The organism is Oceanipulchritudo coccoides, assembly GCF_010500615.1.
GTDB classification, from domain to species: Bacteria; Verrucomicrobiota; Verrucomicrobiia; order Opitutales; family Oceanipulchritudinaceae; genus Oceanipulchritudo; species Oceanipulchritudo coccoides.
Genome location: NZ_JAAGNX010000001.1, coordinates 835,008 through 850,892 on the forward strand (window position 1 = coordinate 835,008; position 15,885 = coordinate 850,892).

General features: G+C 55.0%; 8 protein-coding genes. 3 read left to right on the top strand and 5 right to left on the bottom strand.

Annotated elements, in window-relative coordinates; translation table 11 throughout:
* The first annotated feature begins 25 nt into the window (after positions 1-25).
* Both G0Q06_RS03375 and gnpA read left to right on the top strand, forming a co-directional pair.
* Positions 26-3,400 (top strand): TonB-dependent receptor plug domain-containing protein, encoded by a 3,375-nt coding sequence (locus tag G0Q06_RS03375; RefSeq protein WP_163962462.1) that lies wholly within the window; start codon positions 26-28, stop codon positions 3,398-3,400.
* A gap of 187 nt (positions 3,401-3,587) precedes the next feature.
* Entirely contained in the window at positions 3,588-5,741 is a 2,154-nt protein-coding gene (gene gnpA, locus G0Q06_RS03380) for a 1,3-beta-galactosyl-N-acetylhexosamine phosphorylase (RefSeq protein ID WP_163962464.1), read from the top strand.
* Positions 5,742-5,769: 28 nt separating this feature from the next.
* On the opposite strand, the gene G0Q06_RS03385 is transcribed toward gnpA, so the two are convergent.
* The 5 genes from G0Q06_RS03385 to G0Q06_RS03405 form a co-directional block, all read right to left on the bottom strand.
* The gene (locus G0Q06_RS03385; RefSeq protein ID WP_163962466.1) at positions 5,770-7,785 is read right to left on the bottom strand and encodes a beta-galactosidase; all 2,016 of its coding nucleotides are present in this window, start codon (positions 7,783-7,785) and stop codon (positions 5,770-5,772) included.
* 98 nt (positions 7,786-7,883) lie between these two features.
* Positions 7,884-9,359, bottom strand: a complete 1,476-nt coding sequence (locus tag G0Q06_RS03390) for a sulfatase family protein (RefSeq protein ID WP_163962468.1) — start codon at positions 9,357-9,359, stop codon at positions 7,884-7,886.
* A gap of 23 nt (positions 9,360-9,382) precedes the next feature.
* Complete coding sequence (locus G0Q06_RS03395) at positions 9,383-10,879, bottom strand: sulfatase family protein (protein WP_163962470.1); 1,497 nt, start codon at positions 10,877-10,879, stop codon at positions 9,383-9,385.
* 24 nt (positions 10,880-10,903) lie between these two features.
* Entirely contained in the window at positions 10,904-12,406 is a 1,503-nt protein-coding gene (locus G0Q06_RS03400) for an MFS transporter (RefSeq protein WP_163962471.1), read from the bottom strand.
* A gap of 34 nt (positions 12,407-12,440) precedes the next feature.
* Positions 12,441-14,471 carry a beta-galactosidase gene (locus G0Q06_RS03405; protein WP_163962473.1) on the bottom strand — a complete coding sequence of 677 codons (2,031 nt, stop codon included), beginning with the start codon at positions 14,469-14,471 and terminating at the stop codon, positions 12,441-12,443.
* 169 nt (positions 14,472-14,640) lie between these two features.
* On the opposite strand from G0Q06_RS03405, the gene G0Q06_RS03410 reads away from it, so the two are divergent.
* Complete coding sequence (locus G0Q06_RS03410) at positions 14,641-15,735, top strand: substrate-binding domain-containing protein (RefSeq protein WP_163962476.1); 1,095 nt, start codon at positions 14,641-14,643, stop codon at positions 15,733-15,735.
* Positions 15,736-15,885 lie beyond the last annotated feature (150 nt).

A 15,885-nucleotide genomic window follows, 5' to 3' on the forward strand; every position in this document is an offset into this window, starting at 1 on the left:
CTCCACAACCAAACCCCAAATTAAAATGAAAAAAATCCTCCTGACGTTAATCCCGGGTGCCCTGCTGGGTACTTTTCTGCATGCGCAAGACGCGACTGCGGATGAACAAGACATAATTGAGCTGAGTCCCTTTGTGGTCGAGGCCTCTGAAGATGTCGGCTACATGGCGACCAACACGCTGGCGGGAACCCGCCTGAAGACGCAGCTGAAGGAAGTCGGCGCGGCGGTATCGGTCTACACTGGCGAATTTCTTGAAGACATCGACGCGACCGATATCGAGGACATCCTGACCTACACGACCTCGACCGAGGGCGGGGGAATTGACGGGAATTACTCGTCGATCTCTGGCCGCAACGACGATGAAGTGCGAGGGAACCCCTCGGCCATCAACCGTGTGCGGGCCTTGTCGAACGCGACCCGGACAAGAAACTATTTTGAGTCCGCTCTGCCGTCGGACGGCTACAATTTCAGCTCCGTGACAATCAGCCGCGGACCGAACGCGGTCCTCGCCGGTATCGGCAGCGCAGGAGGGATTATCGACGCTGCTCTGGAGCAGGCCGTTTTCAGGGATTCGACCCGGATTGAATTCCGCTACAGCGAGCACAATTCGCACCGTGAGGAATTCCACTGGAACCGCGTCTTGATCGACGACTTCCTGGCCTTCCGGATCGACGCGATGCATGAGGACCGGAATTTCCGCCAGGAGCCGGCCTTTGAGAAAGACCGCCGTATTTACATGGCCACTACAGTGAAGCTCCGCAAAAACAACCCTAAGGCATTCTGGGGCGCCACGACAATCCGTGCCAACGCGGAATTCGGCCAGATCGAGGGAATTCCCCCGACTACCCTGACGCCGGACTGGAGCATGCAGTCATGGTTTCCGGGAACGGATCCCCGGGATGGTGAACCCTACGAAGCCCCGTACTGGTCATACAATGGTGCAACGCGCACGACCCTTGATGCAGACGGAAACGAGATTGCCAACAATCTGACGATTCCCGGGTTCCCCTTGTTCCGGAACGTAGCGCTTGTCTTCGCCGATCCAAGCTCACCTGAGGCAAACATGAACCTTCCCGGCGACCTGGCCGGTATTCAGGGTCACCAAGGGACCATTCCCGGTGGAGCGGGCAGTCCCCGCGGAGCGCTTCGCTCAACCGGTGACCTCTGGCGCAATGGGGAGGATGACGGTTTTCAACGCACGCGTTTGTTCGACCGCAAGATCTTTGATTTCTACAAAAACCTGATCTCTGGAAAATTTGACAGCCGGGCGCAGGACTTCGAGGCCGTTGATATCCGCATGGACCAGCTGCTGATGAATGGAAACGCCGGCTTTGAGATTGCCTACAATTACCAGTATTTCGAACAGATGCGCGATTTGCCGGTTCGCGGGCAGGATGAAATTTCCATCGATACAAATTCCATTCTCTCCGTGCGCACGGATGCTTTCAATACCGGTGGAGCGCTTGAGGATCAGTTTATCCCAAATCCGAATTACGGCCGTCCCTTTATCGTGACCCGTGACGCTTTCCGCGACCAGACCAACGTGGACGAGTTTGAATCCTTCCAAGCCTCGGCCTTTGTGAAAAAGGATTTCACCAATTCTGATTCATGGCTGGGTCGTCTTCTGGGACGCCACACTCTGTCCGGACTCTTCTTTGAAACGACCCAGTTCACGAGCAATCGTGGCTATTCCAGCACCTGGGCCGGTGGTGACCTGGACATGGAAACAATCCTTGGTGCAGTTCCCGGGCAGGGAGCAGGACTCCGGGTAAATGGGGCCTTCTACATTGGGGATTCCCTTGTTGGTGTTGAAAGGGAAGAAGATGTCCGGCTCACGCCAATTACTTCAAACCGTCCAGTCATCGGCCAGACCTACACCCTCCGGGTATGGGATCCGGAGGCCCGGCAGTTTGTCACCGGCACCTCGACTCCGCAACGCATCCTCACAACGGCGCGCGACCAGCGGGAAGAGGTTGAATCCGTGGCACTCGCCCTGCAGAGTTTCTTCCTCGACGACCACATTGTGACCCTCTTCGGATGGCGTGAAGACTCCTCGGATGCCTTCACTTCCTCGGATCCCAGCCCGCTTGCGGATGGCAATCTGGACATGTCCGACTTCCGGTTGTTCCCGGCCTCCTCCCAGACCAAGGAGAGCTTGACGAAGAGCGTTGTCGTGAAATTCCCGGAAGCCTACCTCTTCGACCTGCCGTTTGACTCGGATCTCCGGTTCTACTGGAATACCTCCGAAAACTTCGATCCCGTTGGCCAGCGCCGCAATGTCTGGAACGAGGAAGTCGGATCACCGGATGCGGAGACAGAAGAATACGGAATCATGTTGAGCTTGTTTGATGGCAAGCTGGACCTCCGCGTGAACCGCTTCGAAACAACGATCAACAACGTGAATGTCCGTGGTGATGTGGCCATCGATAATCCCTTCGGGTATATCAACACGATGATCAACCGGATGGTCAATGCCCACAATGAAGGCCTCACTCCTCAGGATCCGTCGCTGGATCCCCTTGATGAAGACGGCCTGGCCTGGTCGAACGGTCCCAACTCCTTCCAGACATTCGAGGAGGTAGCACGGGCCTTTTATGAATCCATTCCCCTGCGCATGCAGGCCAACATTGGCCCCGAGAACAACTTTGAACCACGGTTTGAAGGCACGGGTGACTCCTTCGCCTACATAGCAGACAATGTCACGGGGGTTGCTTCCCTGAGCGATGTGGTTTCTGAAGGCTGGGAATACGAGCTTGTCTGGAATCCAACCCGCGCGTGGAGAATCTCCCTCAATGCGGCCAAGAACGAGGCTGTTCTGGCCAGTATCGCAAAGGAGGAAGTGGCTTTTTCCGAGGCATGGCTGGAGCGGGCTGGTTCCATCTACAATGGGGATCTCCTTAATATCCACCGCCAGCCCAACTCAAATGACGGTGCCTGGATGGAGCAGTACAGAAGTTCTACCGTGCGCCAGAATATCACACAGGCGGCCCTTTCCGGTCAGAAGACCCCGGAAATCCGCAAATGGCGGGTCAACCTGGTCACACGCTACCGCTTCATGGATGGATTCCTTGAAGGATTCAACGTCACGGGCGCGGTTCGCTGGCAGGATAAAATCGGGATTGGGTATCCGCTGATTACTGGATTGGACGGCAGTCTGATTGGGGATGTCGACAATCCGTACTACGGGGATGACCAACTGAGCATCGATCTCGGAGTCGGGTACGGCACGACCTTCAAGGCCTTTGGCCAGAAGATCGACTGGACCGTCCGCCTGAATGTCCGCAACGCCTTTGCGGATGATGAGCTGATTCCGATTATTGCCAATGCCGATGGCAGTATTGGTACGGCCCGGATCCCTCCGGAGAGGACGTGGAGCATCTCCAACTCCTTCCGGTTCTAGTCTTTAGAATCTTTTCAAGCCCGCCGGGAGTTTTCCGGCGGGCTTTTTTTAACGGTTCAATGAGTCTGAAAATTGTTTGCAAGACAGTTCACTAACTTTCTTGAATGGGGAAAATTGATGTATTTTTAATCTTTTATTGCTCCGAACATCAATGTAGATAAACCCCCTTCTTTAAATTATTAATCAAATGAAAAACGGACGATTCACACTCCCCGCCGAAGCGGGCATGGAAAAGGAAACCCTCGAACTCGCTGAAAAGTGGGGGGCAGACGCCATTCGCGACAGCGATGGGACGGTGTTATCACCGGAAATCACGGAGCTGGACTTTGATATTCTGTCCACCCTCTGCATGATCCGGGCCGACCAGGATTGGAACCGGTCCCATAAGCATCACTGCCAACAGAAGTATCTCATGTCGGACCCGCGGACGGCGGAAGCGGACACGCTGGTGATCGACCTGATGAGCGGGTACAGCAAGGACCAGTTTGAGCTGGATACGGTAAACGATGCAAAAAAGTACTGGGATGTCATCGACCGGACAACCGGGGAGGTCGTCGATCCCTCGAAATGGAGCCTTTCCGCGGCGGACGGCACTGTGACCATAACGGGTGCGAGCCCATGGCATGTCTACACGGTCAATTTCCTCGTTTTCCAGATTTGGGAGAGCACCTCGATGTACAACCACATCACGAACAACTGGACGAGCCCGCACCAGCTGGGCATTGATCCTTACCAGCCGGAGACCCGGGCGCACCTGCTCGAGTACTTGGACAAGTGGCTGGACGAGCATCCGAATACGGACATCGTGCGATTCACCTCAGTGGCCTACCAGTTCCCCATCGTGAAAAACGAGGCCTTGGAGACCCGCTGGCAGGACTGGTGCAGCTATCGTGACTGTATTTCCGCGAAGGCCCTTGATGATTTTGAAAAGAAAAAGGGGTACCGTCTGCGCTCTGAGGATCTCGTCGATGCTGGCTACTACAATGCCACGGACCGTCTGCCAACGAAGGCCTACCGCGACTGGGTCGATTTCGTAAACGAGTTCACGACCGATTTTGCCCGCGAATGGGTGGAGAAAGTCCATGCCCGCGGCAAAAAGGCAGTCATGTTTTTCTGCGACCATTGGATTGGTACTGAGCCTTACGGGGAGCGCTTTGAGAGCATGGGCTTTGATGGACTGGTCAATCCGGTGATCAACGGGACCGAACTCCGCCGCATGTCGGACGCCCCGACCTCGATCAGTAAGGAAGTCCGTTTTTACCCCTATTTCTTCCCGGTCAATCTGGTTGGGGAACCATTGTTTGTCGGGGAGGGCGGAGATCCCGTACGCGAGTGCAAGGAGTACTGGGCCAAGGCACGCCGGGCCATGTTGAGAAAGGGCGTGGACCGGATCGGCTACGGAGGTTACCTCAATCTTGCCGTCAAGTTTCCGGAGTTTCTGGATTCCGTTGAGGTCGTTGCAAACGAGTTTCGCCAGATTCTTGATCATGCTGACAAGGGGGCCGCCTATGCCATGCCCGGCAAGGTGGTGATCGTGACCGCATGGGGAAAACTCCGCTCATGGATGATCGGGGAAGACTGGCCATCCGGAGGATTTCTGGAAGCTCTTTCCGGACTTCAGGTGGATGTCCACTTCATGAGTTTTGATGAACTCAAGAAGGATGGTCTGCCAGAGGATACATCCGTTCTGATCAATTACGGCAAGGCCAGATCATCCTGGAGCGGCGGGACTTACTGGACAGATCCCAAGGTGGTCGAAACCGTACGCGCCTTCATTGCGGGCGGAGGGGGCTTTTTTGGAGTCTGCGAACCAACTGCGATTGAGCATCAGGGACGCCTCCTGCAGCTTGAGGATGTCCTCGGCGTCTGGCGTTCCACTCCGTCGAATGTTCGAAGCAATAATGTCATTACCGGAAAGCGCCCATCCCAGCACTTCATTACAGCGGATGTGAATGGCACGGTTGATCTCGGTGAGCTGGCCGGGGTGACCTATGCGGCAAACCCCGAGGTGGAAGTCCTGAGTACCAAAGGTGACAATATCACGCTCGCAGCCAACCGCTTTGGCAAGGGCCGGTCGGTCTACATGGCGGGCTTCACGCTGAGCATTGACAACATCCGCCTGGTTCAGCGCGCCCTGTATTGGGCTGCTGGAAAGGATAAGGAATTCACGCGCTGGAACACCTCCAATCCTGCCACGGAATGCGCAGCTTTTGTCGAGGCGGGATATTGCGCAGTGACCAACCAGTCTGCTGACGCACAGAAAACGACCCTCTATGATGGCGACGGGAACGGGCAGGAAATCTCACTTGATCCATACGAGATGAAGTGGGTGAAGATTTAAGAAACTCCGGAACCCGGAGATTTACTGATCAGACCTTTTTCAGGATAACTGACTGGACGGACTCCATGGAGATCGTCCCAGTCAGTTTTTCCTGTGTCAGCAGGTCAATGTAAGTTCCCTCGGGCAGAGTCACCTCAACGGCCTCGTAGTTGTGGTTCATTACAAAAAGGAACGGTTCTCCATCCTTTGAACGAACGACTGCCTCAACATTGTCGGGTGCCTCGACAACCGGTGAGACCCCTTGGTCTGCGCAGACCTTCTTGAGGAAATTCCGCAGGAACCCGTGCTCCGGCATGGTGGCGACATAGTAGGCTTTGCCTTTGCCGAATTCGTTCACGGTCAAGGCCGGTGTGCCTTTGAAAAAGTCGCTACCGTATACCGCCAACGGCTGGGCTGTGCCGAGTTGGAGGATGTCGCACCACAACCTTGATTCAAACTCACCTGTCAATTCCTCCAGTGTCCCGTTCATGACAAGGCTGTTATTGACATAGGGTTTCATGGCCTCGAATTCCTCGACCTTCAGGCCCATCAAGTCACTGAGTGGACCCGGATAGCCGCCCTCGAATACCTCGTCGAACTCGTTCACTGCCCCGCTGAAGAAAGTGGTGATGAAGGTTCCTCCCTCGGAGACAAATTTCTCAACTGACTCCTTGAAGCCGGGCTTCACCATGTAGAGCAGTGGAGCGATGACCACCTTGTACCGGTTCAGGTCGCGGTCACAGGGAACGATGTCCGTCGTGATATTCTGTTCAAAGAGCGGGTAGTGGTAGTCCTTCAACATCTGGAGGTAATCCAGCAAGGCTGTTGGGCCAGGGGTGAACTCAACCGTCCACCAATTGTTGTAATCCATGACAATGGCCACCTCTGCCTGCACGTCTGCCCCGACGACCTCCTTGAGGCCGGGCAGTTCATTTCCGAACTGGCACATCTCACGGAAGACGCGGGAGTTCTCCCCGATGTGCGGGACCATTGCCGAGTGAAATTTCTCGGATCCATGGACAGACGCACGCCATTGGAAAAAGAGGAAGCTATCCGAGCCGTGTGCCATTCCCTGGTGGCTCCACAGGCGCATCACACCGGGCTTCTTGTTTACGTTGGCAAGTCGCCAGTTGACCTGACTAGGGGCCTGCTCGAGCAGGACAAATGGCTGGTCCTTGAGTCCGCGCATGATGTCATGGCTGAGGGCGGCCTCACCCGGGTGGTTCGTTATCTTCGGGTCAGGGAAGGAACTGACGGAAATGAAATCAATCAGGTCGGCCCAGGCGAAGTAATCGAGCATCTTGAACTCGTACAGGAAGTTGGTCGTGATTGGGATGTCCGGTGTAATCTCGCGCAGGATCTTGATCTCTTCACGGGCGACTTCCATGTAGCATTCATTGGTGAAGCGTTTCCAATCGAGCAGCAGACTCGTATTCACCTGATGGGCCGTCTTCATCGGCGGCATCAGCTCGTCCCATTCGTAGATGTTGTTTCCCCAAAAATGCAGGCCCCATTTTCGGTTCATGTTTTCGCAGGTCCCGAAGCGATCCTTGCACCAATCCCGGAATTTGCGGGCGGTGATCTCGCTGTAGTCATAATTCACAAGCTGTGAGAGCTCGTTGTTGACATGCCACATCGCCAGGGCCGGGTGCTTTTGGTAGCGCTCAGCAATTGTTCTGACAAGTATATGGCTCAGCTCACGGTACTTCGGGCTGTTTGGATTGAAGGTCTGACGCGATCCATGATTGTAGCGGATCCCGTTGGCATCGACGGGCAGGATCTCCGGATACTTTTTTGCCATCCAGGCAGGGGTCGAGGCCGTGGCCGTTCCGAGGTCGGCGAAGATGCCGTTTTTGGCGAGCGTGTCCATTATGTCATCAAGCCACTCAAAGGTCCATGTGTCCTCATTCGGTTGAAGCTGTGCCCAGCTAAACACGTTGATGGTGACGATGTTGACGCCGGCCTTCTTCATCAGGCGCATGTCTTCGAGCATGACCTCCCGCGGGAAATGCTCGGGCGTGTAGTCGCCGCCGAAATACAGATTGGGAAGCACGAACTTTTTCATAATCGGGTCGATACGTTAGGATTTTTGCTGATTCAAATTGCGTTATAAAAGGGGACTAAGGGATTGGCAATCGCCTCTTCCGGCTATTTGTTTCTCTATCAGGCATTTCTGTGTCCGTCGGGAATGGTTTCGCCATGGATTTCTTCCAGAAGGGCATCAAGGGCGGCGACGATGTCGGGATGTTTTTCCGCCACATTTGCCCGCTGCCCGATATCGGTCCCGAGATCGTAGAGCTGCGGGCTCATCAGGTTGCCTGTTTCGATCCCTTTCGATTCCATCATTGGCGGTCCTTCATGGGGTGGAATGTAGACCCAGTTGCCCTGGCGCACCACGGTCTTGGTGCCAAACCCTTCCGTCACGAGATTATCCCGGCCAACCGGCTCGAGCCCCTGCAGCTGCGCGCTCATGTCAAGGCTGTCCGCCGTCTCGGACCGTGGAATGGTCACCCCCGCCATTGTGGCGAAGCTCGCAAGGAAATCGGCATGGCTGATCAGGGCAGAATTCTCTCCCGGGGCAACTCTCCCCGGGGCCCGGAGGATCATCGGGACACGGGTGCCACCGTCGAAAAGGCTGTATTTTCCCCCGCGCAGAGGCCCGGCCGGCTTGTGGTCACCACACAGTTCGCCGGCCTGGTCGAGATACCCGTCGTCGATCACTGGCCCATTGTCGCTGGAAAAGACAACGATGGTGTCCTCATCAATGCCTTCCGCTTTCAGGTGTGCCAGAACCTCCCCCACACACCAGTCGAGCTCGGCAATGACATCCCCGCGGGGACCCTTTTCGGTCGACCCGGCAAAGCGCGGGCTGGGAATGCGGGGAACGTGCGGCTGGTGCAGCGCGTAATACAGAAAGAAGGGATTGTCCCTGTTGCGTGTAATGAAATCCTTGCTACGCTCGAGGAAGATGTCGGTCATGGTCTCGTCATCCCACTCGGCGGCCTTGCCTCCACGGCAGAAACCGATCCGGCCAACACCGTTGACAATGGTGTCGTAATGTTGAGCATCGCTGTGGCTCATCCGGAGCAGCTCGGGGTTGTCTTTTCCGGTCGGAACTTCCGGAAAGGGATTCTCGCCACCGTAATACACCTCAAGCGGGTCGGACGGGTCAAGGTTTTCGACCGTGCGCCCGTCCACATAGACACAGGGCACGCGGTCGTTTGTGGCAGCCATGATGTAGGATTCATCAAATCCAACATCCAGCGGGGTGGGATGGATTTCCCCGTTCCAATTGATTTTCCCGTCCCCAAGGCCAATGTGCCATTTGCCAATCACCGCAGATCTATAGCCAGCCTCCTTCAATGTGCCCGGCAGGGTGCGCTCGTCCTTCCCGATGATCATCGGGGCGTCGCCCTGCAATATCTTCGCCCTTGGATTACGCCACGGATAGCACCCTGTCAGCAGGCTGTATCGTGAAGGCGTGCAGGTCGCAGCTGTGGCATAGGCATTGTTGAAGCGCTGCCCCTCCTGTGCCATCTTATCAAGATTCGGGGTGGGGATGCCGGATGCCCCGTAACAACCGAGATCTCCAAACCCCAAGTCGTCGGCATAGATGATGATGAAGTTTGGTTTTTTCATTCCCTGGGCGTAGTTGATTATGGCTACCTTACGGCCGATTCCAAGGTTGCCATCAGCTGTTTAACGACCGGGGCATGTTCCTTGGAATTGACGAGGTTCTTGGATTCAACCTCAAGTACATTGTCAGACATATCAAAGAGCGCCCGGGGACTGAAGTCGCTGAAGCTCTTCTGGTTTTTGACATTCACGATCAGCTTGAATTTTTCATCGCGGATCGCGTAGTTGTTTTTCGTGGCGGATTGATGAAGCAGGAAGTCGTGTCCTTTTGCCTCCGGTTCGCCAAGGAAGAGGGGGGCGAGGTTGTTGGAATCCAGGACCTTCGATGTGTCCAGCTCCTGCCCTGATACGGCTGCCAGTGTAGCCACAATGTCATGCGTCACGACGAGTTCCGAGGATTCTGTTCCCGGCTTAATTTTTCCTGGCCAAACCGCGATGAATGGCACGCGGTGTCCGCCCTCATAAATGCCTCCCTTGATACCGCGAAACCCGTTGGTGGAATCATACCCCAATTTCTCCATGGCAGGATCCGGCACAAGGCCCCCATTGTCGGAAGTCAGGATGAACAATGTGTTTTCGGCCATGCAGTTTTCTTCCAAGGCACGACGAAGGATGCCAATCTGGACATCCAGTTCCCGGACCATGTCCCCGTGAACACCCGGTGTGGAGTTGGCGATTTTCACTCCATCCAGCTCTGCTGGCGGGGTATGGGGGATGTGCACGGCCTGCGTGCTGTAATGCATGAAGAACGGTTTATCGGGGTGGTTTTTCCGGTGATCCTCAATGAACTTGACCGCCTTGCTTGTGAGGACTTCTCCTGCGAGGGAAGGATCCCAGTTGGAGTCGCCTCTGCCGGCCCGGTCCTTTTCCTTGCGCGAGATGTAATACATCGTCTGGACCGGTGTTAACTGAGTGAGAATGGAATCCTCCCCGAGAGGCATCCATTTTTTGTTTTCGTAAAAGGCGAAAGGTTCTCCCTGGATCCCCTGAGGCAGCTCAAGTGAATAATCAAATCCGTAATCATTGGCAGCAATGGCGAGCTTCGAGATATCGGCCCCGTCCAGCCCCCATCCGTCATACAGTTCGTCACTTCCCTCCTTGAACAGGCGTCCTCCCAGGCCCCATTTGCCAAGAAAGGCTGTCCTGTAGCCGGCTTCCTTAACTATACGGGCACCTGTTGTGTACTTCGGATCAATTCCGGTTTTTCTTTGCACACCCCAAACTCCATACTGGCTGTAGCAGCGGAAAGGGTAGTTGCCCGTCATGACGCTGAACCGGGAAGGCGCACAGAGGGCCGCCGAGGAGTGGGCATCGCTGAAACGGATGCCTTCACGGATCAAGGCGTCCATGTTCGGGGTCGGGACGATCGGCTCCTTTCCGGTTCGCAGGCGGTGATAGTAGGCGATGTCTCCCGGCCCAATATCATCGGCAAAGACGAAGACAACATTGGGCAGCGAGGTCGCAAACAAGCTCCCGGAGAGAAGGCAAAAGGCTGCGATCGTTAATGATTTCAACAGTTTCATCGGATTTGTTCCTTTTCTATAGAATTAAACCTTGCCCCGGCGTTCCTCGAGCTGTCGTCGAGTTTCCTCAGCCTTGGCCTTTGTAATTGGATAAAGCGTCAATAATGCGAGTGCGGTGGCGTTCGGGATCATCCCTCCAAGGACCATTACGAGGCGCATGCCGAGGAAGGTGCTGGCGGTCTGGTTCCCGCCCAGTTCGGAATCAAACCCGACCATGACCAGGGAGACACCGCCGATGAGCATGGCGGCTGACACAGCTGCTTTTGTGACCCAGCCGAAAACGGCAGCAAACATTCCCTCACGGCGCTCGTTGTGCTTGAATTCGTCGTCGTCGCAGATGTCAGCCATCATGGACTGCATGACTGTTCCGACTGCGATCCAATAAAGTGAACCGAAAATCGCGTCGACAAAGATGAAATGGTGATTGCCAGGGTTGTAGACAAACCAGCGGACAATTCCATTGAAGATAACAAGACAATAGACAATACGGAGTGTAATTAATTTACTGGTACGCTTGCTCAGCCAGAGGATGACGGGGATTCCGCCAAATCCGCACACCGCGTAGGCCATGGATAAATACCATTTCCAGAGGGAGCCCGTGACAATATCCCCGTCGAACATGTAGTAGACGAGAAGGTAGTAATCGAGGGTGCTTCCGAAGAAGCCGGCGATAATCTGCAGAAGGGTGAGGGAAATCAGCACCGCGAAGGCCCGGTTACTGAAAGTCTGGCCCACTGTTTTCCAGAAGCCTATCCGTTTAACGAGGTGAGCCTCCTCTTTAACCTTCACTTTATAGTAGCGTTCCCGGCCGAAGATTCCGGGCATCATGCCAAAGACCAGGATCATCAGGATGGCCACGCCCCACATGACCGCCCGGATTGAGTTTACCTGGGTTCCGAAAAGTCCCCATGCAACCAGCATTCCCGCGACGGGGATCAGGCCCTGGTAGGTGAATTCGGATACTTTCGTCCACAGGGTGACATAGCCCATGACCGTTGTTCGCTCGTTGTAATTGGGCGTGAGCTCATACGTCATGCTGGTGAAAGGGACCGCGAATATAGTGAAGCAGGTATAGAAAATCAGGGAGGCAATGAGGAACCAGGCCATGATTCCGCCTTCGCTCCATGTTGTGGGCACCATCCAGATCATCCCGAAGGAAAGGCTCATCAAAATGGCACCCAGCACGATAAAGGGACGCCGCCTTCCCCACCTGGAGTGGAACCGGTCGGATATGCGACCCATGATGGGGTCGGTAAAAGCGTCCCAGATACGTGGTATGGCGAGGGCCAGCCCAAGAAGGGCAGGGTTCACGCCAAGGATCATGTTAAAGAAGGGCATCGCCGTCGCCTTGACGGTGGTATTCCCGTGAAACATGGTCATGCCCCCCATCCCAACAAGGACCTTTTCGCGGAATGGAACAACGTTGACTTCCTTTGTTTCCGGGGATGCTGCGCCGGGAGTATCTGATGAAACGGCCGCAGTCGGTTGAGGGAGCGGATTATTTTCTGAAGGGGTCTTGTCTGGCATGGGTTTATGTGGGTTGGGGAGGCTGGGGGATGGCTTATTCAGTTGAATAGCGAAGCGGATACATATGCGAGGAGACATCCCTGATCGCTTCGGTGAGAGTCTTGTACGGGCGATCGACAATGTTGACAAATCCAATACGGTAGTTTTCGCCATCGTAGCGCCCTGTTGTGGGATGATCGGCCCACTTGAACCAGTGGACCCCGACAAAGTTTGGATCGGCTGCCGCTTCCATGGCATATGTCTTATACAGTCTGGCCTGGTCCTCCAATGAGTCGCAAGGGACCAATCCGGACCCCCATACACCGTGGGAGCCAGTGCCAAAGTGGAATTCCCCGATCAGGATCGGGCGGTCCACCTCCGAAGTGGTCTCGATGTCGTGGATGGAATTCTTGTAGATGTTGTAGCTCATCACATCCACGTGCCGGGAGGCGGCTTTCTGGACAATCGGGTTTTTTCCGTCGTAGATTGCCCCGTGAAACCGGCAACCCAGATAAAGGTGACCGGGCATGAATTCCTCCAAGGCAGCCTTGCATTGGGAGAAATAGGTATCCGCATGATGATCACAAAATTCGGCAAGATCCTGCAGGTAGGCTGGTGTTTCCTTTTCCTTGGGCAAAACACCGACCTCCTTGAACCTTTTGTAGTTGGTTTCCCATGCTGTGTTTAGTGAATCAATTTTTCCATACTTCTTTTTGAAGAGGTTGATCATGGCGTTCTTGGCGGGTACGGATGAATCCAGTCCAATGACCTCCCGGGCCACCTGGATGCCCCTTCCCCAATGGAGCTCGTTGTCAATGAACACGCCCAGGTTCCAAGGGTCTCCGGCGTAGGATTTCGCCGCCTCTTTCACATCCCTCACCAGGCTTTTCTGGAACTCGGGCGAGAATGGGTCTGGTATCTTGTCCAGTTTCCCCAGTTCCTGCAGGCGAGGGTGGAGGATCAGGGTGTAGGGCACCATCCCGTGGCCGAGAACCGATTCAACTGACCACGCCCCGGTCGTGTTCAGCCCCCAGGAACGCATCCTGCCAAACGTCACTTGCTGGTTTGCTTCCCTCCAGTTGGCCCCGTATTTTCGGTGCAGGTTGGCCAGGGTGAAATCATATCCGCGCTTGAAGTTTTCCTCGCGCCAGAATTCCGCTCCCGTGAGCTTTGTGAAAAAGTGTTCGCGCCCGGAAGTCGGCGTCATAGCCCCTCCTCCAACGCCAGTCACCCCGAGCGACCAGAAAAGGTATCCGTCGGGGTCAACAAACCACCATTTGCCATCGACCTTTTCGACTCTGAAGTGTCCGGTGGCAGTGAGCCGGGGCCCGTCCATCCATCCACCATACTCGGATAATCCCTTTAGCACCGGTTGACCGGTGAATTTTTCAAGATCACGTTTCCCGTCAGCCGTGAGTTCGTCAGGATCGGTCACCCGGCCCTCCCACTTCCCGTCAATCAATTGCCCCATTGAATCAATGAGCGGTTGCGGGAGGTCATCAGGGGTGAGCTTGTCCGTCGTGTAAGCACCGGATCCATGGGGTGTGGAGAGGTGAACTGTCCTTATTTCGCCGGTCAACCCCTTCCAGGATATCTTCAGTTCGACGCTTCTCATTTGTGAGGGATCGAGGTATCGCCAGTTGCTCTGGTGCCCACCAGGGAGGCCGCGGATCCGCCCGAATGTTTTCGTCCAAGGATGGTCTTCAGGAAAATAATCCCGATTGATCAGGATCCTCATCAAGCGGTCTTCGCCACCCGCCACAAAATAGCGCCCGTTGATGTAGTGGTCGTTTTTCTCCTTCTCGCTGGTCGCGTGCAGACGGATATCCAGTTCAGTACCCGTAAGGTTCTCCAATTGGGTCGCCATATGGGAGAAATCAGACAAATCCAACGGAGATTTTTGGAAATCAAACAAAATTCTCCCTTCCCCTTGTTCGCCTCTCAGGGTCACCTCATAGCGCTCCGGGGACAGTTCCTTGAGGCATAGGTCACCGCCGCTTTTTGGGGGAGTGTGACCGGCTGCCGCAGGTATCGCCGAAAGGCTCAGGATTCCAAGAATAGAAAGGGTCAGATGGATTTTACGCATTGGGAAAGGGTATTGTTGATCCCCTCGGGGATAGGTAGGCACGGCGATTGAGCCAAGAATTAGTCTGAATTCTGTCGCAACTTGCAAGAGAAAAGATTGCGCACAAGAATCTTGCCATTTTGTCTGATTTAAACTGTGTTTGTCTGAAACTTCTCAGCATTTATGACATATGAATAATCCGATCGACAGCAACCGCCCTGAACAGGTGACAACAAAGACGAACCGGCGGGATTTTGCCAGCGAGCAGATCAAACATTACATACGCTCCCATCGAATGCAGCCAGGGGAATTGCTGCCGCCGATTCGCGCCTTTTCGGAACACCTGGATATCAGCCGTGATGCGGTCTGGCGTGCCTTGCGGGTCTTGCAGGAGGAAAAGTGGGTCCGTCCGAAGGCAAACAAGCGCTATTTAGTCTCGGATGACGTTTACACGGAGATTCTGCGCTCCCTGCGGGTACGCGCGGTCTTTTCGGGAAACAAGTACATTTATTTCTCCGGTTTTCGCCGCCTTGCGGATGCCTTGAAGAAGGAGTGCGACTATCACAATCTGGAACTTGAGATCAATCTGCTCCCGCTTGAGGAGGAGCCTCCGGAATCCATCTGGAAAGATTGTGATGCCTTGCTGATTGGCAGTCGCAGCAGCAGCGCACTCCTGAAGCACAGCAAGGGCTTCGATGTTCCGGTGATCGGGCTCGATGCGGATTACAGCGACCGCTACTTTGCGAATATTGTCACCGATCACCATCAGGGTGGGCGCATGGCAGCCGAACGCCTCATCCTTCAGGGATCAAAAAGCATTTGTATCGCTCACTTCGGCGGGTCTGAGAATAATCCGAGGATCAAGGCCCGCATTGATGGCTTTCGTCTGGCCTGGCTCGAAGCTGGCCGCCCCGAGGACTCCCTGACCGTCGCGCCCATTGAATGGGATGAAAATAATTTCAAGGTTGCCCTGAACATACAGAATTACCTGAAGTCGCACCCCCCGAAAAGTGACTTCTTTGTCACCGACGGCCGGCTCGCCGTGACCTTCCTCGAGGTGCTTGGGTTCATGGATGTGTCCATTCCTGAGGGGCTCCGGCTCATCGGGTATGACGGCGCACAGATGGGGGGTATGGCCAGTCCGCCGATGACCACCATCCAGCAGGATATGGATAAGATTGCCCAGATGGCCATTGCCCGCGTCGGGCAGATTGCGGAGTCGTCTGAGGGGGAATCCCCCTTGGTGAGGGTTGCCCCGCTCCTTATTGAACGCCTCTCCGGATAGGGAAAAATGGGATTTGCCGCACATTAGCTGATGGTCGTCCGCCGGCCAAAACTAAACTCTTACGGAATAAAGTTTAGAGTTGCGTAGCGAACGGATGACAGGAAAATGCGCGTATGGAGGAGAAAGAGTGAAGGGGAGGAATCTGAAGAA

Bases quoted from the DNA above. Each gene is read 5' to 3' on its own strand.
- G0Q06_RS03405 (WP_163962473.1), bottom strand. From the start codon at position 14,471: ATGCGTAAAATCCATCTGACCCTTTCTATTCTTGGAATCCTGAGCCTT.
- G0Q06_RS03410 (WP_163962476.1), top strand. From the start codon at position 14,641: ATGAATAATCCGATCGACAGCAACCGCCCTGAACAGGTGACAACAAAG.
- gnpA (WP_163962464.1), top strand. From the start codon at position 3,588: ATGAAAAACGGACGATTCACACTCCCCGCCGAAGCGGGCATGGAAAAG.
- G0Q06_RS03390 (WP_163962468.1), bottom strand. From the start codon at position 9,359: ATGAAAAAACCAAACTTCATCATCATCTATGCCGACGACTTGGGGTTT.
- G0Q06_RS03385 (WP_163962466.1), bottom strand. From the start codon at position 7,785: ATGAAAAAGTTCGTGCTTCCCAATCTGTATTTCGGCGGCGACTACACG.
- G0Q06_RS03375 (WP_163962462.1), top strand. From the start codon at position 26: ATGAAAAAAATCCTCCTGACGTTAATCCCGGGTGCCCTGCTGGGTACT.
- G0Q06_RS03400 (WP_163962471.1), bottom strand. From the start codon at position 12,406: ATGCCAGACAAGACCCCTTCAGAAAATAATCCGCTCCCTCAACCGACT.
- G0Q06_RS03395 (WP_163962470.1), bottom strand. From the start codon at position 10,879: ATGAAACTGTTGAAATCATTAACGATCGCAGCCTTTTGCCTTCTCTCC.